This window comes from Aeromonas sp. NJAU223 (assembly GCF_051125555.1).
Lineage (GTDB): Bacteria > Pseudomonadota > Gammaproteobacteria > Enterobacterales > Aeromonadaceae > Aeromonas > Aeromonas veronii_G.
Map to the genome: position 1 here is coordinate 3,493,065 of NZ_CP144204.1, position 19,597 is coordinate 3,512,661.

Consider the following 19,597-nt stretch of genomic DNA (forward strand, 5'->3'; position numbering starts at 1 on the left):
AAATGAAAAAGGCGCCCGCCCCCCAAGGGGGACGGACGCCTTTGTCCGGCATGGTCTCATTCATCTTGTCAGTCCATTGCAAGGCTCGCGCCAGGATCCATGACGCGATCCGCCCGCTGCCGGGGGATAAAGGCGCCCGTTCACGATCCGGCAAGGTGCAGTTGCCCCCGAATGGGGCCCCGGAGCACGGACATGGCCACCGATGGGCAAATGCCGGAGCAGGGGTATAATGCGCCCCTGCAATCACAGAGGTGTATCAGATGAACAACATCGATCAGAACAACAAGGCGCAGGCGGCGCCTCTTTCGCAGGAACCCGCGGCAGCCATCCGCTGCGCCATTGGTCTGGTCAATCCCAAGTCACCGGAGAACGTGGGGGCCGTGATGCGGGCGGCGGGTTGCTACGGGGCACAGGAGGTCTACTACACCGGCAGTCGTTTCGAGCTGGCACGCCGCTTTGCCACCGACACCAAACAGATGGTGGAGAAGATCCCCCTGCTCGGGGTCGACAATCTGCTGGAGTTCGTTCCCGCTGGCTGCACCCCGGTGCTGGTGGATCTCATCGAGGGGGCGACCTCGCTACCGGATTATGTGCATCCCGAGCGGGCCTTCTACATCTTCGGCCCGGAGGATGGCACGCTGGAGCCCGAGCGCTTCGCGGCGGTGAAGGAGGTCATCTATGTGCCGACCCATGGCTGCATGAACCTGGCCGCCTCGGTCAACGTCATCCTCTATGATCGGCTGGCCAAGGAGCTGAGAGCGAAACGGGAAGCCTGAAACAGCCCTGACGTGACAGCACAAGAAACCAGAATTCAATGCATTAACAAATAGATTATCTGTACGCACCTAACAGATAGAGAAAAAATCTGAAGAATTACCCAATGACAGACAGCTCATCGGTGATGAAAACGGCGGCCGGGCAACCAGGCACAGGCCGTCATTTGTTCAGGCTCTGCGTCTGTGCCTTCAAAAACTCCCGGTAGTATTCATAGAGCTGGTTGCGCCTGTAGATATCCACCAAGGCGCCGGTCTTGATCAAGGATTGCATGCCGGGATCCCATAGTTGTGCCAGTTGCCGCCCTTTCTCGTTGTCGGCAAAGATGGGGTAAGTCGGCACCCAGCGCAGAAACACCCGGGTCATGTCGGGGGGAATGTCTGCCTTTGGATAGAGCACCCCGGCGGTCAGGTAGTAGCGATAGCGCCCCTTGGCCAGCAGTTGCAGCGCCATGGCATGGCTGTCTATCTCATACCAGCGCATGGGCTCGGAGATGAACTTGTCAAACGCCCAGCCTCGCAGCCAGAGCACATCCTGATCCCGAAGACTCTGCTCCCCTTCCCAGCCAGGCAGCCATTTCGTTTTCATCAGCACGGTCACGTCATCCGCCGAAGCCGGGAAGCGGGGTTGATGCACTCCGTCCACCTCCTCCTGGTAGACCCCCATCGCCATGTCCCCTCCCTTCTGCGCCACCACCGCCAGCGCCCGCTTGTAGGGCACAATGTGCGGATGAATGCCGTAGCCAGCGGGTTTATAGATGGCGCGCACTATGTCCAGATAGACGCCGTGACCATCCGCCTGACAGAAACCGGGCCAGTCATCGCAATAGACATGTATGGTGTCGGCCCGGACGGGCCAGATAAGCAGTAGGCTGCACAACAAGATAGCACGGAGCATGTACCTGTTTTTCCTTGGAGATGACACTGTTGGCCGTCTGTTCACGCCTTAACACAGCATAGGAAGTTCTCGCGTCGGCTCCCATCTTTTCCCGGTTTTGCGAGCGAGTCGTGAGTTATTACCACCTAAAGAGGTAGTATGGATCACAAGATTCATTAGTGACCCAACCAGAAGAGGAGCCACATCATGCCATCCATCAAATCGCTACTCTGCCCCGTCGACTTCTCCGAGATGTCCAAGGCCGTGCTCGACTATGCGGTCTTCATGGCCCAGACCCATCAGGCCGAGCTCAAGCTGATCCACGTGGTGGACCAACTGCACGGTTTCGACAGCTACAAGATCCTGCACATGACCGCCATCGAGATCACCCACGAGATGGAGCGCCAGGCCAAGAGCCAACTCAAGGAGCTGGTTGCCACCCTGCCCATTCCCGCCACCTTCGAAGTGCGCTTCGGCCGTGCCGCCGACGAGATAGTGCAGCAGGCGAAGGAGGACAAGGTGAATATGGTGATCATGGGCAGCCACGGACGCTCCGGCATCAGCCACCTGCTGGTAGGCAGTGTCGCCGAATCCGTGGTACGCCACGCCCCCTGTCCGGTGCTGGTGGTGCGTTAACCCGTACGCCCTGCTTGGATGACAAGGCCAGCCCAGTGCTGGCCTTGTGTTTTCTGCTCAGCCGTGAGCGTAGATGACGCTCACCCCCTTGATGATGTCGATGATGGCCCTGGACTGCTCCCTCGGCAGGGCGGGGCAACCCCAGCTGCGGCCCAGCTTGTCATATTTTTGCAGGTGCCGCGGACTCGCGTAATCCGCCCCGTGCACCACGATGGCACGCTTGCGGGCATTGCTGTTTTTGCCGGGGCTCAGGCCATCGAGACGCAGGGAGTAACCGTGCTTGCCCTGGTAGGTCTCCGCCGTGCGATAGACCCCGAGGGAGCTCTGCCTTGAGTTGAGCTGATTGGAGAACTGGCGCGCCGCCAGCTCGCCGGAGTTGCGGCCATGACTGACCCAGGTGTGGTAGAGCAGCTTGTGGCGCTTGACGTCGATAACGAACAGCCGGCGCTGATTCGAGGGTTTGCTGTAATCGATGATGGTGAGAATGGGCTTTCGCTTGTGACGCACGCTTTGATAGCCGCTGAGTGCCTTGCGAAACACCTGTTTGTCGAGCTTGCCCGCCAGACCCAGTTGACGATAGAGATCCTGATCCCAGCTCGCCTGACTGGCACCACTGAAGCAGAGTGCCCCCAGCAGCAACGGCAGGCTCATCCAGAGCCAGCCCAGCCGTGTCATCCAGCTTGTCTGTTTCATCCTTGAAATTGCTCCCGTTTTTGCTGGTAGCCTAGTGAGCAAAATCTCGCCACGGCTTGCTGGATAGTTATATGCAAGCCCCTGATGGGGCGCAATAAAAAAGCATAAAAATGCCGACAGACGTCGGCATTTCCGATGAGGGCAACAAGAATTGACTCAGGCGCGGCTCAGGTAATCCGCCACCCCTACCCATTTGTAGCTGGTGAGTTCGGTCAGCCCCATGGGGCCACGGGCGTGCAGCATCTGGGTCGAGACCGCCACCTCGGCGCCGAGACCAAACTGGCCGCCATCGGTGAAACGGGTGGACGCATTGACATAGACCGCCGCCGACCCCGCCCCGTTGACGAAACGCTCGGCGTTCGCCAGATCGTTGGTCAGGATGGCGTCGGAGTGGCCGGCATTGTGCTCGCGCATGTGGGCAAGCGCCTCGTTCACATCCGCCACCAGCTTGACGCCCAGGGTCAGCCCCAGCCACTCGGTATCGAAATCCTCTGCGGCCGCGGCGCTCAGGTTGTCGGCCTCCACCAGCAGCGGCAAGGATTCCGGGGTCGCCACCAAGGTCACCTTGCGCTCGTTCATCAGCCCGGCTAGTCGTGGCAACAACTCAGCCGCCACCTTCTCATGGACCAGCAGGGTATCGAGGGCGTTGCAGGCGGAGGGGCGCTGCACCTTGGCGTTGTCGATGACCGCGAGGGCCCGGGTCAGATCCGCGCTCTCGTCCACGAAGATATGGCTGATGCCGAAGCCACCGATGATGACGGGGATGGAGCTGTTCTCCTTGCACATCTTGTGCAGGCCGGCGCCGCCGCGGGGGATGATCATGTCCACGTAGCGATCGAGGCGCAGCAGCTCACCCACCAGGGCACGATCCGGATTGTCGATGTACTGCACCGCGTCACCGGGCAGGCCGGAGGCCGTCAGCGCGGACTGGATCACCCGCACCAGCTCCAGGTTGGAGTGGAACGTTTCCCGACCGCCGCGCAGTATGCTGGCGTTGCCGGTCTTGAGGCAGAGGCTGGCGATGTCGATGGTGACATTGGGGCGCGCCTCGTAGATGACGCCGATGACACCGATCGGCACCCGGCGACGAGAGAGGCGCAGGCCGTTCTCCAGCACCCGGTGGTCTATTTCGGCACCGACTGGATCATCCAGCGTTATCACCTTGCGCACATCCGCGACTATGCCGGCGAGGCGTGTCGGGTTGAGCAGCAGCCGATCCAGCATGGCCTCGGAGAGACCCGCCTCCCGGCCCGCCGCGATGTCTTTCTCGTTGGCGGCCAGGATCTGGGGGCTGCGCGCTTCCAGTTCATCGGCGATGGCGGCCAGCGCCCGGTTCTTCTGCGCCGTGCTGATGGTGGCCAGCTGGTAGGCGACTTCGCGGGCGGCCTGCCCCATTTTCTCCAGACTCATAACATGTCCTCTTTCAACCTGAGGCACCGCGTTGGCGCGGTGCCATATCATCTGTGCGAACGGCCCATGGTCATGAACCTATCCCTGGCTGGGCCCAAGCGTACCGCCTTACAGCAGTACCATATCGTCGCGGTGAATGGCCACGGCGCCATAGCCGTAACCCAATACCTGTTCTATCTGATCCGAATGCACGCCGCGCAACTTGTCCAGCTCGATGTGATCATAACGGCAGATACCCCGTGCCAGCTCGCTCCCTTTGGGGTCGAGAATGCGTACCACCTCGCCCCGGGCGAAGTCTCCTTTCACCGCTATGATGCCCTTGGGCAGCAAGCTGGATCCTTTCTCCTGCATGGCGGCGACGGCCCCCTGATCCACCTGTACCTCGCCATGGGGGGGCGGGCCTGCCAGGATCCAGCTCTTGCGCCCCTCCAGCGGGGATGCCAGGGCCGGAAACAGGGTGCCGACCCGCTCCCCCTTGGCCAGACGGCCAACCACTTCCGGGATCTGGCCGGTAGCGATCACCACGTTGACCCCGGCCCGGCGCGCCACGTCGGCCGCCTGCAGCTTGGTGGCCATGCCACCCGTTCCCAGGCCGCTGACGCTGTCACCGGCCAGCTTGCGCAGGGTGTCGTCTATGGTCTGCACCTCTTCGATGAGCTGGGCATCCGGATTGCTGCGGGGATCGGCGGTGAAGAGTCCTTTCTGATCCGTGAGCAGGATCAGCAAGTCCGCATCCGCCAAAATGGCGGCGCGGGCGGAGAGGTTGTCGTTGTCCCCCACCTTGATCTCGGCGGTGGCCACAGCGTCGTTCTCGTTGATGACGGGGATGATGCGGTGATCGAGCAGGGTGCGCAGGGTATCGCGGGCATTGAGATAGCGCTCCCTGTCTTCCAGATCGGCGCGGGTCAGCAGCATCTGGCCGATATGCAGCCCATAGAGATTGAACAAGTCTTGCCACACCCGGATGAGCTGGGTCTGGCCAACGGCCGCCAGCATCTGCTTGTTGGGCAGGGTCGGCGCCAAGGGAGGGTGGCCAAGGTGTTCACGACCGGCGGCGATGGCCCCGGAGGTGACCATGACGACGCGATGGCCATCACGGTGCAACGCGGCACACTGTCTGACCAACTCGACCATGTGGGCACGGTTGAGGCGGGCAGATCCCCCGGTGAGCACGCTGGTGCCCAGTTTGACGACTATGGTTCTGTTTTCCATGGGAACTAAGAGGCTAAAAAGTAAGGAATCCCTTTATACCCACGGCCCCCCTGCCCTGCAAGGCAATTACGCCGAGTCGCGGTCATGATGGCGAAACTGTACGCCAAGCGCGCATTTGACGTCACGGGAAGGCAGAGAGCATGGGAAAACGGCCCCGTGGTGACGGGGCCGGCATGAGTCAGGCGGCGGTGACACTCAGCTCATTGGTCACCTGCTCGGCAGGCGAGAGCTTGCACTCCAGGGTGGCAAGTTTGCCACTGATGAGCTTGTAGAAGTGGTTGAGGGTACGCTCCACCTCCGCCTGATGCTTCTTGGGCAGCGGCTTGTCTATCCACTCCCCGTCCGCGTTGTAGAAACCGACCTGGTAGTGATAGCTGAAGTGGTGATCGTCCTGCTCCAGCACCAGCCACCAGCCCCAGAACTCCCGTTTGTCCGGCGCCGGTTTGGCGCTGACGCAGACCGACAGACAGTCGAAGCGGTAACGCCCCTCTTCGCACAGATCTTCGCGCAGATAGGGGCCAATGGCGGCGAATTGCCGCAGCAAGCGCTTGTAGGTCACTCTCTCTGACATGCTAACCTCCCTGTTGAACAAGCCATACCATCACATGGTGATGTGACACTTTTAGTTTTGCATCATGTACATAGGTGCTTCTTGAGCCAATCAACCGTCTCTTTCAGCGCCTCGTCATACACCTCTAGCAGAGGTTGTTTGTCAAACACCACCGCCTTGCCATTGCGGCTGGCAGAGGCCAATGCCCGGACATCCTGCTCGGGACAAATAAAATCTCGCTTGTGCCCGATACTCAATATCGGCACAGAGGTGCGACTCCCCAGCAGACCCTGCGTCTTGAGGGAGAAGACCTGACACTTGGTGCGCAGCAGATCCCACTGGGCCGCGTCGGCCCCCAGCCGGTTCGCCAGACCGTCGCGCATCATGCGCGGGCAACGGGCAAACATCTCCTGGTTGGTGAACACCTGATTGATGCCTGCGCCGATGCAGACCACGGTCCGCAGCTTGAACGGCTCTATATAGGCAAGGCGTGCCGCCACATTGCCCGCCAGCCGGAATCCCACCATGGCGATCCGCTGATGATCCACCCAGGCCACCTCAGCCAGATGGTGCAGCACCGCCTGATGCAACCGGCTGGTGTCCTGCACCAGGGGCCAGTGTTCGGCATAGCCGGTGCCCGGCATGTCCAGGGAGAGCATGCCGATACCGTGGGGTTCGAGGCATTTGAAGTAGAAGCTGAGAAAATCCACCTGCAACGAGTCGATGCCGCCGCTGACGATGACCAGGGGCACGGGTTTCTCTGTGGTCGGCAGGTGCAGATACCCCTGGATGGTCTTGCCCCGAAACGGTACCTGCAACTCCTTGAGAGGGACCTTGAACAGGCGCCCCGCCTCGCGGTACGCCATGTTGCCGAGCAGCTGCGCCTGATCCGCCAGTTCGTCGTGCTTGAGATGGGGATAACTGGCGATGGAGTAGTAACGCACCGCCTTGAGCAGATTCTTCAGGGCGACTTCCCGCTCCCCCTGACTCGCCTGTTCACGCCCCTGATTGAAGTAACGACCACCCAGCTGACTCCACTCGTACACCCAGTTGCCAGGCACATAGCCCTTGATGGTATCGAGGAACCGCTCATGGCTGCGCTCCCCCTGCCCCATGGCGATGTGGGCGAGCGTCTGCTCCACCTCCACCGGATCCGCGCCCTGCCAGGCCCAGGTCGGTCGGCGCAGCAGCCTATACCAATGGGGCGAAAGGGCACCGTCGATGAAGCTCTCGGCCAGGGCGCTGTCGTGCTCTTCGACCGGGCTGGAGTTGGATATCTCGGAGGTCTCCAATACCTTTTTGACCCGGGTGAACAGCTTTTCCGTCAGGTTGGTATCGTTGTTTGGTTCCAAAATCGTCGCTCTTCTGTCTCAGGCTATGGGTCATCTTAACCACTTTTCACGCCCGGCAGCCATAGCATAAAAAAACAGGGCCCCTAAGTGGGGCCCTTTGAGACCTTTCTGACGCCGTCATGCTGACGGTGCCATCGACTTGTCGTCGCCGCGTGGCGCCAGCGATGGACTTACTCTTCGTCGCAGATGGGGTTGGCGAATTCCAGCGCCATGTCCCAGGGTTGCTCAATCCAGGTATCCTGCGGGATGGCGACTTCGAAGTCGTCCACCAGCGGCTCGCCCATGGGCTTGGCAAAGATGGTGATGAACTTGGCCTTGGGGTAGAGCTCACGGATCGCCTTGGCGGTACCGCCGGTGTCCACCAGATCGTCCACCACCAGCCAGCCTTCGCCATCGCCGGCCGTGGTCGCGGCCTTCACTACCACCAGCTCACGCTGGCTGTTGTGGTCATAGCTGGAGATGCAGAGGGTTTCGACATTGCGAATGCCAAGTTCACGGGCCATCAGCGCGGCCGGTACCAGGCCGCCGCGGCTGACCGCGATGATCCCTTTCCATTGGCTGACAGGCAACTGGCGACGGGCCAGACGGCGGGCTTCACGTTGCAGGTTGTCCCAGGACACATAAAATTTCTTAGGCATAGTAATTGGCTCAACGACTTACAGTTAAAACAAAGGGTTAGCGCGCAACATCACGCGGTATCACGCATTCCATGCGGAGCTCTGCCGCCACTTTGCCGCCATTTTTCACCTATGAGTGAGGGCTGATCAGAGGGTTTAATCTGACCGCGTCATCCAAATGTTCGGGGGCAAAATGGGCGTACCTCATGGTCATGGTGATGGTGCTGTGACCGAGGATTCGCTGTAGGACAAGGATATTACCACCATTCATCATAAAATGGCTGGCAAACGTATGTCTGAGCACATGAGAAAGTTGTCCCTCTGGCAGGTTCACCCCGGATTTTTGCGCGGCATACTCAAATGCGTCATAGCAGGGAGGGAACAACCTGCCTTCATGGATGCCGCGTTTGGGGATCAGTTCATAGAGCTCTGGCGAGATGGGGACCGAGCGATTGCGCTTGCTCTTGGTCTGGGTGAACGTCAGCCGATACTTGCTCACCTGGGCGCTGGTCAGCCCCTGCACCTCAGACCAACGCGCCCCGGTGGCCAGACAGAGTTTGACCACCGTAGTCAACGCCGGCACCCGGGAGGTCGCGCAACTGGCCAGCAGCATGTCGATTTGCGCTGCCGTGAGGTAGGTCATCTCCGATTCATGGGTTTTGACCTGGCGCAAGCCAGTCAATGGGTGGGGGTTCACCCACTCCCCCAATCGGATCAGCTCCCCAAACACCGCATTCAGCAAGCGCTGTTCGTCGTTCACCGTTTTGGGACCGGCGGCCCGGTCACGGCAGCGGCCAGGGAAGATGATGGCTCCAGTGAGCCGCCCTTCCCGGTACGTGGCGAAATGCCCCTTGTTGAGATCGACCGCATAGGGGTTGCCCATCGCCTCGGCCATCAAGTCGAGTTTGCGCTTGACCTGTTCGCCAGAGACCAGAGTCTGCCCATGCAAACGGAACCAGAGGTCGATGACGTCGGACAAGCGCCGCTTGTCTTCGGTCACCTTGTTGGCGGTGAGCCAGGGGTTGCTGTTGCTCTCTTCCAGCAACCACTTTTCCCAGGCCAGCGCCTCGCCCTTGGTGGCGAAGCGCTTGCGCTTGCGGGGGCCCTCACGGCCTTGGGGGTAAACTTCGGCAAGCCAGAGCCGCGGCTTGCCGTCATCAAGTTTGCGAACTGTCATAGTGCTTAACGGGGAGATGAAATGAAAAAGGCGCCAAGCGCCTTTTGTATGAGAGGTTACACCCCAACAAACTTAAGAAAAGCGAGTACACCAGTCACCAAGGCAAACATGGTTACAATTAGCCATTTGGTCTGACTGTGCAGCGCAGCTTGAAGGTCTTCTTTGGTGGCAAATTTCTTGTCTAGCCCGTCGAACTTTTTATCTACAGTGTCAAACTTTGTATCGACCTTCTTGTCATTGGCTTCGAACTTGGTATCGATCTTCTTGTCCATGGACTCGAACTTGCTATCGATTTTTTTGTCCACCGCGTCGAGCTTTAACTCAAAAAGGTCTTGCCGCCCCCCCATCTTTTCCAGCCGAATTTTGATATCGGTTGTATCGGCCATCAGTACTTTCGCCGAGTCTTTGACATCGGCCACATCCCTCAGGATGTGCTCGACCCCAGATTCGAGGCGAGCAACACGAGCTTCTAGCACTCCTCCTCCTCCACCACCATTACCGTTACTCGGGATGTCATCAACGACTCTCATTACTGGTCTGTTGCGGCCGTTGCTAATAGGGATTGCTTCTTGATTACTCATGCTCTTCTTCATCCTCATCTAGAACATGACTCTCATTGGAATCCGCTTCAATCCGATCAGAGATCTCCTTCCATTCCAGAATGCGGAGGGCATCTATGTTCCAAATTGTACCGCAATTACGGCAAAGCAATGGATAGACCTTGAGCTGGGTAGGAGGTTCTACGTTTACCCCGCTCAATTCAAAAACTTCAAGTACTCTATAGTTTTTGCCGTCGCTTCCAGTGTCTGAGGACTCATAAGTTGTTGCAACATAATTCGTTGCTCCACATTGCGAACATTTCGGTTTGAATCCCTTCTCAGAGAAGTACTTAGCGATAACCCTAGGTGTTATCTTTTCAAATCGAATTTTAAGTGCTTCTGGCATCTTTTTTGACATAAATGTCGCCTTGATATTCTGATTGTCTTCACACAACCTACGATATGCTGCCGCTAAAGCAGCTATCGCCATGATGCATTAAAACTTCTTCCCTGCCCATGCCACGCGGCCGACGATATGCACATCGGCCCGTTGGTCCTTGGTCACCACCTGGGTTTCATAGCCAGGATTGTCAGAGATGACCTTGATCCCGCCGAGCACATCGAATTGCAGCCGCTTCACCAGCAGGCTGTCGCCAATGCGCAGCACATAGAGGCCATCGCGTAGGGCATCGCCGTTGCACAGGTTCACCAGGATGATGTCGTTATTGCTGATGGTGGGCTCCATGCTGTCGCCCTTGGCGCGGATAACCGCCAGCCGTTCCGGTGCCAACCCCTCTTTCTTGAGCCAGTCGGTGCGAAACGCCATGGGCTCGGTTTTCAGCTCGTCGGAAACAGTGGCGCCGAACCCGGCCGACGCAAACACCTGGTAGCAGTCGACCAGGGTGTAATCCTGCATCTGGTGGTAGGAAGCTCCGGACTCTTCGAGCGCTACTGGCTCTTTACTATGACCCGCCAGGGCATTGCGTGGCACCTCAGGAAGAACGGCAACCTCTTCAGGCATATCTCCTAAGCCAAGACATAGCCATAAGAACAACCGAGGCTCATGACCACAGATCTGGGAAACTTGTCCCACAGAGGGCATTGTTTCGCCAGTCACGTACTTGCGCAGTACTGCATCGCTCACACCTACCCGCCTCGAAAACGACTTATAGCTCTCTCTGCCTATCAGAGCTTCCATTCGCTTTGCGAAACCCTTCATGTCGAATGTGCTGCCGTTAACAATCTCCATAAATTGAAAGCCTCAGGTTGTTTTGAGATCTTTCGGTTGCGCGATGCCGCGCGACCGTATACTCTCACCCTACAAGTCTCGTTGTAACCCATAGGTCGCAAACTAGGGGGTTCAACGCATTGAAAGGCAAATAAAATAGGGATAGGGGCGCAGTATGACGCAACGTGACACCGAAAGACAGCCTTTAGGGGCGCATGCCTCACCGATAGGTGACGCCGTTCAACCTCCAGTTGACGCACTGGCAGAAGTGCTGCGCCAGTTGGAAACCATCAAACAGAGCCTTGCGCTCACCATGCTGCCGGCCATTCCGCTGGATGCCTTCCTCACCATGCTGCGGGACGAACTCAAGTTCGACCTGCCACTGCGCACCGCCCAGGACATGATCAGCGACGGGCGCCTGCCCATCGTTCCCAAACTGCGTGCTGGCGACAAGCCGTGGGTCAATCTGCACCGCTGGCGCGAGATGACCAAGGAGCCGGAACACTACTTCAAGTTCGTTCATGAGAACTCCCGTCGTCGTGTGGCCAAGGATTCGACCAGCAAGTCGCGCCAGCGCGCTGCTGCTTGACCTAACGGTAGCGATTGAGCACAGGGGGATAAAGTGTCAAACCAGCGCACTCGTTCACACAGCCACTTTGCAGGGGCCTGCGACCTGTTCAAGCAGGCGCACAACATCAGCCAATTGGCTGAAACCATCGGCATGTCACACCACGTGCTGCACAACAAATTCAACCCGGCGTGTGAGCGGCACAACCTGACTGCGCACGATCTCATCGCCCTCTACCACGCCACCGGCGACGACACCCTGTTTGATGGCCTGCTGTTTGACTGCGGCCTGACCGCTGTTCGTCTGCCCGATGCAGCCCAGGTTGCCCCAGAGGCCCGCGCCCAGCAGGCCCTCAATGCGGGGGCCCAGATCCTGGGCGTCACGGCCCAGGCCACCACCCTTCTCGCCGGTGACCGCGTCACCAAATCACACCGAAACACCGTCGTCACCGGCATCTGGGCAGGCATCGAGCACCTTGTGCTGCTGGCTACCGAGGTCGAGGACCGCTTTCACGCCATCCCCAGCCTCGCGTGCGCTGCTGATATGGCCCGCGCCGCCATCGGCGCATAGGAGACCAGACCATGAGATTGATTTGCCCCCACTGCGGTTACCACGCGAATACCCGCACCTCCACCAAAATGAGCCCGCTGACAGGCCATGCCTATTACGCCTGCAGCAATGTCGACTGCGGCCACACCTTCAAGGCGGCGTTTGAAATCGTCGGCACCATCAGCCCATCCGCCATGCCCAATCCGGCCATCGTGCTGCCGTTCTGCAAAGGCGTGGGCAAAAACCACAAAACCATGTCGAAGAGCGTCCCGCTCAAGGAGTCAGCATGAAACTGCGCGCCGAGCAGCCGGGGCTGATCCCGCTGCCGTTTTTGCTGTTCAACCGCGCCACCGTCGTCACCAGCGGTGACGAGCCGGTGATGCGCAACACCACCCGTTTCGACGGCAGTTATCTGGAAGACAGCCAGGGCCGCCGTGGCGCGCTGCGCTTCCAGCCGTGCCATCAACCTCGCCCGCACTGGCTGACCAAGCTGCTGCAGGCATAACCGGAGGGCCGCCCCATGAACACCGCAAAGATCTTCGAGCTCGTTCAACAGCCCAGCGCCGCAGAGGTGGCGCTGGCAGAGATGCGCGCCCAGTTCGGCCGCAATGGGGCGGCCAGCCGCTGGTCACGCCTGCCGACCCGGGCCCGCGCCGTCATCTGCTACGCCGCCGGAGTGTCGACCACCCAAGCCGGGCGCGAGCTGGACCAGTTCGACTTTGACCAGCAAGAGGCGATCCGCCTCGCCCTGGGTGCGCTGATGGCAACCCTGCATGAGTTTGATGGCGGCGTGCTGCACCGCCGCGAGTGGCACCGCACCACACGCCGCATTGAGGGGCCAACCCGCAGCGAGCAGGAACAGGCAGAACACGAGAACAAGCGCCGGGCCGAGCTTAACGAGCAGGCCGGCATATTGGAAAGCCGCAGAGCGGTTTTGCAGAAGGTGGCCGGAAGCGGCCAATAAAAAACCCCGCTATCGGTGTTGGCGCACCAGCGGGGCTTTCAATCAATCAGCGAGGAAAACCTCATGAACAATCTTACAGCAGAACAGGCGACCCGCAAAGTCGCGAACAGCCTCATTAATACCCATCGCCCCCAGCTCGGGGCATGTCACAGCCTCGCCATCGAGGCGAGCCTTGAGGCGCTGGCCGAACTGGCCGACGAGTTGGCCCTGCTCGACATCTACGCCGAGCTGACCAAGCGCCTCGAGATCCTGCAGGGTGGCCAGCGGCCGCCGGTGTTGGATATGGCTGCAACCAAACCGCACCTGCTCGCAGGCCACCACGAAAACCAAAATGGGTCAGCCTACACGCAAGGGTTTAATCGTGGCTGGACTGAGGCGGCCGTCCATCCCATCAAACAGTTCCCTGGCATCGAACAGGGCATGTATGAGCAAGGCCGAGCTGATGGGCGCCGCGCTTTTGAGAAAGCGTCGAAAACATGGTTCCAACCCCTCTTTGCCAGCGAGCAACAAGGCGGTGCCCAATGATCGCCATCACCGCCAAGCACATCGCCCCCTCTCCCGCCGATGCCGTCGCCTACCTGGTGCGCCATGGCTACATCAAAGTGCGCGGTCACTGGCTCAGAGGCCAGCGTCACGCCGCCCGTATCGAAACCCTGGCCTCCGGCCGCGCCTGTGTACTGGAAGGAGTCGCCGCATGAGCAACATGAGATGTGAACAGTGCGGGCGCTACCGCCTGCCGGATCCGGCCGCCTTTCGCTGCGGAGACAAGGTGACCTTCAAGTGGGTGATCCAGCGCGCCAGAACCACCCAGCTCAAAGCTGTCGATGGCGTCATCGTCGAGGAAGGTGTCGCCACTGTGACAATCCGGGTTCGGGGTGGTGACAGGGTTCAAGTCGCGCGCACCGGCATCACCATGCAGGGCGCGCCGGGTCCGCTGACCTATGAAATGTTCGGCATCTGCCGTTGCAACGGAGGTTCCCTGTGACTGACGACATGTTCGAACTGGAGCCGCCGGTCGACGAGCTGGGTGGCGCCGAATCTGGGCCCGCCCATATGCAGCCGCCCGCACCGGTCAGCTCACTGACCAAGCACTGGGAAGCAGCGCAGGAGGAGTTCAGCACCTCGGGCAGTGATGCCCGCCGAAACCGCAACATCGCCCAGGAGTTGCTGGCCCTGGGCGCCATCCGCGCCGTGTATTGGCTGGCGCTGGGTGGCGGTGAAGTCACGTTGGCCAAAGAGATCGCCGAGTGGTGGGCCGAGTGCGAGCCACTCCACGGATTGGGGGAGACCATCAAATGATCCACGACTTCTGGCTCGATGCCATGTTGAGCGACGCAGCGCGCCGCCGGGAATACCAACTCGAGTTACTGGATGCCCGTCGCCGCCCCTGCCGCCCCCATCGATATATCAAAGCCCTGCTGGTCATGGTGCGCGCGGCCCGCCGCTGTGAGCACCAATCTGCCGCCCGTCTGCGCCAGTCATACATCGGAGGCGCCATCTAATGACTCACCAAAAACCAGCCGGGCTTGCCCCGGCTTTGGGCGTCGTGCGCCCTGCAAACAGCAATATCGTGACGCTGGAGCCCTGCACCAAGTGCCGCCAGATGGCGGTTTGCCTGCCGGTAGCGGGCCGACACGGTCGCCGCTCTTACCCCTACTGCGTCGAAACCTGCTGGCCACTGGCCCGCGCCGCCAGTGAAACCGTGGTGAAGACCGTCCCGGCCAACGCCCGCCCCTCGATGCGCTGCAGTTGCTGCGGCGAGTTCGGCCATGTGCGCCCGGTCATCCTGGGCGGTAACCGGCTCACCAGCCTGTTTTTCTGCGAGGCCACCTGCTGGTCTGATCGGCTCGCCACCCTGGACATGGTACCGACCTGCAGCGACTGCGGCCGGTACCTGCAACCCAACGAGTATGTGAACGAAAAGTGCGGGGTGTGCCAATGATGGACTCCATCACCAACCTGCACGGGATACAGCTGCCCCAGCACTATCTGGTCGGGCACCATGCCATCAACATGGCCGGGGCGGCCGAACAACTCGCCCGCATTGAGTGGCACGTTGCCAAGCCGCTGGCCGCGACCTTCCTGCGCCGCTACCCGGCCAACCCCAAGACCGCCAACATCTGGCTGCGCCGCATGGTCGACGCCTGCGCCGCCGCACAGAGCCGGTTTCCGGTACCGGTGATTGATCTTCGCAACGATGTGCGCCGCGAGTTGGTTGCCGCCGAGTGGGCCCGTCGCTGCCAGCAACTGCTGGCGGCGGCGGGCCATGAGCGCACCGCCACGGAGCTGCTGGCCGATATCGGGGCCCAGGCCAAGGCGTGGCACTTCTGCCCGCCCCTCCCCATTCACCCGCGCACCAAGGTGGAGCGCCTGCTGGGCCGCCCTCTGAGCCAGGCCGAGCGGGACGATCTGGCCGACGAGGTGGACAAGTTCGAAGGGGCCGCCGCCAGCCTGCTGGTGCGCCTGCTCGACGAGTCGTGGTGGCTGCGCAAGATCAACCGCGCCTGGGCTATCTACTGCGAGCTGATTGCCATCCTCACCGGCCAGGTGCGCAAGGGGGTCAGCCCCTACGCCAGTGCGCACGCCGTGCGTGAGTTCACCCAGCGTAAAGCAGCCCAGCAAGCCTGGATGGCTGGCATGAGCGCCGTCAACGAAGAGCTGGGGCAAGAGATTGACCTGGTCGATGCGGTGATGGGCTCGGTCGCCAACCCCGAGATCCGCCGTCATGAGCTGATGGTGCGCATGCGGGGCTTTGAAGACATGGCACAGGAGCAGGGCAAACTGGGCCTGTTCCTCACACTGACCGCCCCCTCCAGCTATCACGCCTGGCGCCAGGGCAGCAAAGACAAGGCGAAGACCTACCAGAACGAGAAGTTCAACGGCGCCTGCCCGACCGAGACTAACCGCTTGCTGTGCAAGCAGTGGGCGCGCTTTCGGGCGGCACTGGCCCGCGAGGGGATCATGGCCTTCGGTTTTCGGGTTGTGGAACCGCACCACGATGGCACCCCGCACTGGCATTGCCTGCTGTTTATCAACCCCGAGCATCAACGCGACTTTCTGACCCTGCTTGCCTACCACTTCACCGCCACCGAACGGGCCGAGCTCAAGATGCCCAACGGCGACCAGCTCGATGCGCTGGCCGAGATGAAAATCCGCAACAAGATGCCGCGCATCAAGTGGCTGCTCGATGTGAGCAGCCCGGCGGTGGTCAAGGCGATCAACCCACGGGTGAATTGGAAGGAGATCGACCCAACCAAGGGCAGCGCCACCGGCTACATCGCCAAGTACATCGCCAAGAACATCGACGGCCACAAGGTCGGGATGGACTACGAGGCAGAGGCCCCGGTCGACCACACCACCATCGCGGTCGCGGCCTGGGCGAGCTGCTGGCGTATCCGCCAGTTTCAGCAGATAGGCGGCCCTGCTGTGAGCGTGTGGCGCGAGCTGCGCCGACTGGGTGACGAGGTGATCGAGTGGGATTGCATCCTGGAAGCAGCCCGCTATGCAGCGGACAACAAAATGTGGGGCCGCTTTATCGAGGTCATGGGCGGCATTGAGACCCCGCGTAAAGACCATCTGATCAAGCTCTCCAAGCGCCTCGATGAAGCCGCCAACAAGTATGGCGAGGATGTGCTGCGCCTGATGGGGGTGATCACCGACATCGGCCAGACCACCGCCATCACCCGCACCGAGGGCTGGCAGATAGTGCGCAAGGGCGTCACCGGGTCGGGTTTGGGCGAGCAGAGCGAGCCTGTAGTGGGCGAGCAGAGCGAGCCTGTAGTGGGCGAGCGCAGCGAGTTGCAGTCAGGCGGCGGCAGCCGCCCCCCTCGGAGTTCTGTCAATAACTGTACGAAAGGATCCAAATCGGGGGTGAAAGGATCCGCTCTGGCTAAAGAGCTGGGCCGAATGGGTCTTGATGAAAGCAACGCCGCCCTGCTGCTGCACGGCAGCATCATCCACGCCGACGGCCAATATGTGCGACTGGTCGGCGATCGACTGATTGTGACCCGCAACTGGCCGGGTGCTGGCGATGCCGTGACCGACCAGCTGACCGCCGAGGTCGAGGCAGAGCAGGCCAGCAACCGGGCCGCCAGCAGCAACACGCTGAAACAGCAGGCCCGCGAGCTGATGCACTCCGGCGGCAACATCACCGAATGGCTGGCCGCCCTGCCGCTGGCGCAGGCCGAAGAGGCGATCACCATCTTCACTCGCCTGCTGGATGACGAAGAGGACCGGGCCAGTTACCAACCCACCGAACAGGAGCAGGCCCGCGTCGCGAGCATGCAAGCCGACAACGACCGCCATCAGGCGGAGATTGCCAAGGCGCGGGCGCGCCTGGGCGTGGAATGAGGAGAAGGGGATGAGCATTGATCTGAATGAGCTGCTGACGCTGGCAGAGAAAGCTACGCCGGGGCCGTGGCGCTGCCAGGGGTTCCCAATGGTTGAACCCGAAACGTATTTCGGGGTTCAGGTAGGGAAGCCGGGCAACATCCTGTTTGATGGGGCAAAACAACGAGATGCAGAGTATATCGCCGCAGCAAACCCCGCCGTGGTGGCAGACATCATCAAGCGTCTGCAGCTCGCCGAGGCCATGAATACCTTGAACCTGCAAAAGCTGGCGGCGGCTCCTGGGGACTATGTCCTTGCCACCGTGAATGAAGATCTGATGAAAGCCGGGGAGGCCACATTGAAAGGTATGGGGGGTACGATGAAACAGCTCTTCCCTCAGCAGAAAGTCATCTTCTTGGCTGACTGGTTGAGACTCGAGTGCCTGGGAGAACAGAAGCTGCGGCAGTTGGGGCTTGTCGCTATCGAACAGCAGAAAGGGATGGAAGGTGAGGCATGCACCACGAACTGAAAATCCTGCCGCGCTACTTCCAGCCGGTACTGGACGGCGCCAAGCCGTTCGAGATCCGCGACAACTCTGACCGCGGCTTTCAAGAGGGTGACACCGTCACCCTCAACGAGTGGGACGGCGAACGCTACACCGGCCGCAGTGCCAAACGCCAGATCACCTTCGTCACCGACTATGCCCAACAGCCGGGCTATGTGGTGTTCGGGATGAAGGAGTATGCGGTATGACTGACATCATCAACCGCGCCGACGTCGAGCGCCTGCTGCCGCTCTGTCAGCAGCTCTGGCCCATCCTCCAGCAACACCCGCCGGGATCGGCGGGTCGTGCCGCTATCACCAGCACGCTCGACAGCATGCCGGCCACTGACCGCCATCTCTGCGATCTGCTGCTCGACCGCATGGAGCGGGTCATCCGGTTCGAGGATGCCTGGTTCCCCTTCTACCAGGGCGAGCTGGACACCATCACCCCACCCAAGAAGGCAAAGCGGGTGCTGCCTGTCGGCCCAGCTCCCCAGCAGGTATGGAAGGCCACCAGGGCGCGACAGGGGGCGTTTGCCAGAAGGAGGGCTGTATGAGCAAACCAAAGGAGGCGAAGGAGCGAAAGCAGGCCCAGCGTGCGAGACAGTCAGCCCTAGGCATCACTCGCGTTGAGGTTAGGATGTCAGAACGGGAGCGCCAACAACTCAACCACCTACGCATTGTTCGGGCTGGCAGCGGTCAGCCTTATTCTGCCGACGAGTACATCAGTACCCTGATCCGGCGGGACTGGGAACGGTGGGTGTCGCAGGCGGACAATCTGAAAATGCAGGTATGTAAGCATTGCAACCACCCTTTACCTGTCGGGTGCAATGGGGCGTTTAAAGGGGAAAGCGCATGCTGGAAGACAGCGGGAGATAAAACCCTTGCACTGTAGCCAACGGGTTTTAAGAAAGGCACCAATGTGACCGGTCTTAAAATCCTTGGTGGGCACCTCTTAAAACCAAAATCGTGACCGGACACGTTTCAACGATTACCATAACTGTCCAACGAAGAGAGGTGCCAAGTGAGTTTTAACCTATGTGACCTCCCCCGGGAGGAAAAGGCCCTGATCGAGGTCGACAAAGCGGCTGCCTATGCGGTGTGGAAGGAACGCAACGGCAAGCTGGCCACGGCGGAGCTGGACAGTTCAGCCTTCACCGGCCATCAGCTTGAGGTCTTCACCAAGGCATTGGCAAAGTACCGGACCAGACCATAACACCATCTGCCAATCAGTTTAAAAGCCCCCTCATGCAGGGGGCTTTTTAATATATTCGATGTTGTGTACCTATTATGTACATAGGAGGTACACAATAGGTATATAACTGGGGGGAAACATATGAAATACGTATGAAACACATATACAAAAGATATGCTTTTAATATGAAATGCATATCCCTTTAATATTAAAATAATATCATTTTGGTGATGGTGAATTGCTTGCATGCCCCCATTTAAACATTGCCCATCACGCCATTGGATGGGTTGTTAAAATCCAAGCCTCCACCCCCCTCTCATCTGGGGCGAACGTACACGAGAAGAGCGGTTTCACTGACTTGTTAGGATGTTGTCCAGCAAGGATA

At 60.0% G+C, this 19,597-nt stretch carries 29 protein-coding genes; 18 read left to right on the top strand and 11 right to left on the bottom strand.

Translation table 11 applies throughout. The features are described from left to right. Positions 1 to 260: 260 nt before the first annotated feature. The gene (locus tag VZC39_RS15860) at positions 261 to 776 is read left to right on the top strand and encodes an RNA methyltransferase (RefSeq protein WP_434663803.1); all 516 of its coding nucleotides are present in this window, start codon (positions 261 to 263) and stop codon (positions 774 to 776) included. Positions 777 to 936: 160 nt separating this feature from the next. Here the strand turns inward: VZC39_RS15860 and VZC39_RS15865 are convergent, their stop codons facing one another. Continuing rightward, positions 937 to 1,671: a hypothetical protein gene (locus VZC39_RS15865; protein WP_434663806.1), complete on the bottom strand. Its 735-nt coding sequence runs from the start codon at positions 1,669 to 1,671 to the stop codon at positions 937 to 939. Between the two features lie 186 nt (positions 1,672 to 1,857). Here VZC39_RS15865 and VZC39_RS15870 point away from each other — a divergent pair, with 186 nt between their 5' ends. After that, the gene (locus VZC39_RS15870) at positions 1,858 to 2,286 is read left to right on the top strand and encodes a universal stress protein (protein ID WP_349919311.1); all 429 of its coding nucleotides are present in this window, start codon (positions 1,858 to 1,860) and stop codon (positions 2,284 to 2,286) included. Positions 2,287 to 2,343: 57 nt separating this feature from the next. Here VZC39_RS15870 and VZC39_RS15875 read toward each other — a convergent pair whose 3' ends face one another. The 10 genes from VZC39_RS15875 to VZC39_RS15920 form a co-directional block, all read right to left on the bottom strand. After that, positions 2,344 to 2,979, bottom strand: a complete 636-nt coding sequence (locus VZC39_RS15875) for a murein L,D-transpeptidase catalytic domain family protein (RefSeq protein ID WP_434663808.1) — start codon at positions 2,977 to 2,979, stop codon at positions 2,344 to 2,346. A gap of 156 nt (positions 2,980 to 3,135) precedes the next feature. Beyond that, entirely contained in the window at positions 3,136 to 4,389 is a 1,254-nt protein-coding gene (locus tag VZC39_RS15880; RefSeq protein WP_434663810.1) for a glutamate-5-semialdehyde dehydrogenase, read from the bottom strand. A gap of 108 nt (positions 4,390 to 4,497) precedes the next feature. Continuing rightward, positions 4,498 to 5,601, bottom strand: a complete 1,104-nt coding sequence (gene proB, locus VZC39_RS15885; protein ID WP_349919315.1) for a glutamate 5-kinase — start codon at positions 5,599 to 5,601, stop codon at positions 4,498 to 4,500. A 178-nt stretch (positions 5,602 to 5,779) separates the two neighbouring features. Beyond that, positions 5,780 to 6,172, bottom strand: a complete 393-nt coding sequence (gene crl / locus VZC39_RS15890; RefSeq protein ID WP_434663812.1) for a sigma factor-binding protein Crl — start codon at positions 6,170 to 6,172, stop codon at positions 5,780 to 5,782. A gap of 62 nt (positions 6,173 to 6,234) precedes the next feature. Further along, positions 6,235 to 7,503, bottom strand: coding sequence for an esterase FrsA (gene frsA / locus VZC39_RS15895; RefSeq protein WP_434663814.1), 1,269 nt, complete (start codon positions 7,501 to 7,503; stop codon positions 6,235 to 6,237). 170 nt (positions 7,504 to 7,673) lie between these two features. Next, entirely contained in the window at positions 7,674 to 8,141 is a 468-nt protein-coding gene (gpt, locus tag VZC39_RS15900) for a xanthine phosphoribosyltransferase (protein WP_349919318.1), read from the bottom strand. A 109-nt stretch (positions 8,142 to 8,250) separates the two neighbouring features. Continuing rightward, complete coding sequence (locus VZC39_RS15905) at positions 8,251 to 9,297, bottom strand: phage integrase (RefSeq protein WP_104452397.1); 1,047 nt, start codon at positions 9,295 to 9,297, stop codon at positions 8,251 to 8,253. Between the two features lie 56 nt (positions 9,298 to 9,353). After that, on the bottom strand, positions 9,354 to 9,878 hold the full coding sequence (locus tag VZC39_RS15910; protein WP_434663818.1) for a hypothetical protein: 525 nt from the start codon (positions 9,876 to 9,878) through the stop codon (positions 9,354 to 9,356). Further along, on the bottom strand, positions 9,871 to 10,326 hold the full coding sequence (locus VZC39_RS15915) for a hypothetical protein (RefSeq protein ID WP_434663820.1): 456 nt from the start codon (positions 10,324 to 10,326) through the stop codon (positions 9,871 to 9,873). The genes VZC39_RS15910 and VZC39_RS15915 overlap by 8 nt, the downstream gene beginning before the upstream one ends. Positions 10,327 to 10,332: 6 nt before the next feature. After that, positions 10,333 to 10,857 carry a S24 family peptidase gene (locus VZC39_RS15920; RefSeq protein ID WP_239053059.1) on the bottom strand — a complete coding sequence of 175 codons (525 nt, stop codon included), beginning with the start codon at positions 10,855 to 10,857 and terminating at the stop codon, positions 10,333 to 10,335. A 487-nt stretch (positions 10,858 to 11,344) separates the two neighbouring features. Between VZC39_RS15920 and VZC39_RS15925 the strand changes: the two genes are divergently transcribed. The 16 genes from VZC39_RS15925 (at position 11,345) to VZC39_RS16000 (ending at position 19,233) form a co-directional block, all read left to right on the top strand. Beyond that, entirely contained in the window at positions 11,345 to 11,653 is a 309-nt protein-coding gene (locus tag VZC39_RS15925) for a hypothetical protein (protein ID WP_158656249.1), read from the top strand. Positions 11,654 to 11,686: 33 nt separating this feature from the next. Then, positions 11,687 to 12,202 carry a phage regulatory CII family protein gene (locus VZC39_RS15930; protein WP_223920638.1) on the top strand — a complete coding sequence of 172 codons (516 nt, stop codon included), beginning with the start codon at positions 11,687 to 11,689 and terminating at the stop codon, positions 12,200 to 12,202. Between the two features lie 11 nt (positions 12,203 to 12,213). Further along, on the top strand, positions 12,214 to 12,471 hold the full coding sequence (locus VZC39_RS15935; RefSeq protein WP_048209134.1) for an ogr/Delta-like zinc finger family protein: 258 nt from the start codon (positions 12,214 to 12,216) through the stop codon (positions 12,469 to 12,471). Next, on the top strand, positions 12,468 to 12,686 hold the full coding sequence (locus tag VZC39_RS15940; protein ID WP_104455397.1) for a hypothetical protein: 219 nt from the start codon (positions 12,468 to 12,470) through the stop codon (positions 12,684 to 12,686). Before VZC39_RS15935 ends, VZC39_RS15940 begins: the two co-directional genes overlap by 4 nt. Positions 12,687 to 12,701: 15 nt before the next feature. Further along, positions 12,702 to 13,145, top strand: coding sequence for a hypothetical protein (locus VZC39_RS15945; RefSeq protein ID WP_434663825.1), 444 nt, complete (start codon positions 12,702 to 12,704; stop codon positions 13,143 to 13,145). A 63-nt stretch (positions 13,146 to 13,208) separates the two neighbouring features. After that, on the top strand, positions 13,209 to 13,670 hold the full coding sequence (locus VZC39_RS15950; protein WP_434663828.1) for a hypothetical protein: 462 nt from the start codon (positions 13,209 to 13,211) through the stop codon (positions 13,668 to 13,670). Further along, positions 13,667 to 13,843 carry a hypothetical protein gene (locus VZC39_RS15955; protein ID WP_202605904.1) on the top strand — a complete coding sequence of 59 codons (177 nt, stop codon included), beginning with the start codon at positions 13,667 to 13,669 and terminating at the stop codon, positions 13,841 to 13,843. Before VZC39_RS15950 ends, VZC39_RS15955 begins: the two co-directional genes overlap by 4 nt. Further along, positions 13,840 to 14,130, top strand: coding sequence for a hypothetical protein (locus tag VZC39_RS15960; RefSeq protein ID WP_434663831.1), 291 nt, complete (start codon positions 13,840 to 13,842; stop codon positions 14,128 to 14,130). Before VZC39_RS15955 ends, VZC39_RS15960 begins: the two co-directional genes overlap by 4 nt. Then, positions 14,127 to 14,444 carry a hypothetical protein gene (locus VZC39_RS15965; RefSeq protein ID WP_434663834.1) on the top strand — a complete coding sequence of 106 codons (318 nt, stop codon included), beginning with the start codon at positions 14,127 to 14,129 and terminating at the stop codon, positions 14,442 to 14,444. Before VZC39_RS15960 ends, VZC39_RS15965 begins: the two co-directional genes overlap by 4 nt. Then, positions 14,441 to 14,647, top strand: a complete 207-nt coding sequence (locus VZC39_RS15970; protein ID WP_223944128.1) for a hypothetical protein — start codon at positions 14,441 to 14,443, stop codon at positions 14,645 to 14,647. Before VZC39_RS15965 ends, VZC39_RS15970 begins: the two co-directional genes overlap by 4 nt. After that, positions 14,647 to 15,087, top strand: a complete 441-nt coding sequence (locus VZC39_RS15975) for a hypothetical protein (RefSeq protein WP_434663836.1) — start codon at positions 14,647 to 14,649, stop codon at positions 15,085 to 15,087. Before VZC39_RS15970 ends, VZC39_RS15975 begins: the two co-directional genes overlap by 1 nt. Then, entirely contained in the window at positions 15,084 to 17,495 is a 2,412-nt protein-coding gene (locus VZC39_RS15980) for a replication endonuclease (protein WP_434663838.1), read from the top strand. Before VZC39_RS15975 ends, VZC39_RS15980 begins: the two co-directional genes overlap by 4 nt. Before the next feature lie 10 nt (positions 17,496 to 17,505). Then, entirely contained in the window at positions 17,506 to 18,003 is a 498-nt protein-coding gene (locus tag VZC39_RS15985; protein ID WP_434663841.1) for a hypothetical protein, read from the top strand. Continuing rightward, entirely contained in the window at positions 17,988 to 18,227 is a 240-nt protein-coding gene (locus tag VZC39_RS15990) for a DUF3850 domain-containing protein (RefSeq protein WP_434663844.1), read from the top strand. The genes VZC39_RS15985 and VZC39_RS15990 overlap by 16 nt, the downstream gene beginning before the upstream one ends. After that, positions 18,224 to 18,574 carry a hypothetical protein gene (locus VZC39_RS15995; RefSeq protein WP_434663847.1) on the top strand — a complete coding sequence of 117 codons (351 nt, stop codon included), beginning with the start codon at positions 18,224 to 18,226 and terminating at the stop codon, positions 18,572 to 18,574. The genes VZC39_RS15990 and VZC39_RS15995 overlap by 4 nt, the downstream gene beginning before the upstream one ends. Positions 18,575 to 19,041: 467 nt before the next feature. Further along, positions 19,042 to 19,233 carry a DUF3283 family protein gene (locus VZC39_RS16000; RefSeq protein WP_048209119.1) on the top strand — a complete coding sequence of 64 codons (192 nt, stop codon included), beginning with the start codon at positions 19,042 to 19,044 and terminating at the stop codon, positions 19,231 to 19,233. The last annotated feature ends 364 nt before the right edge of the window (positions 19,234 to 19,597 follow it).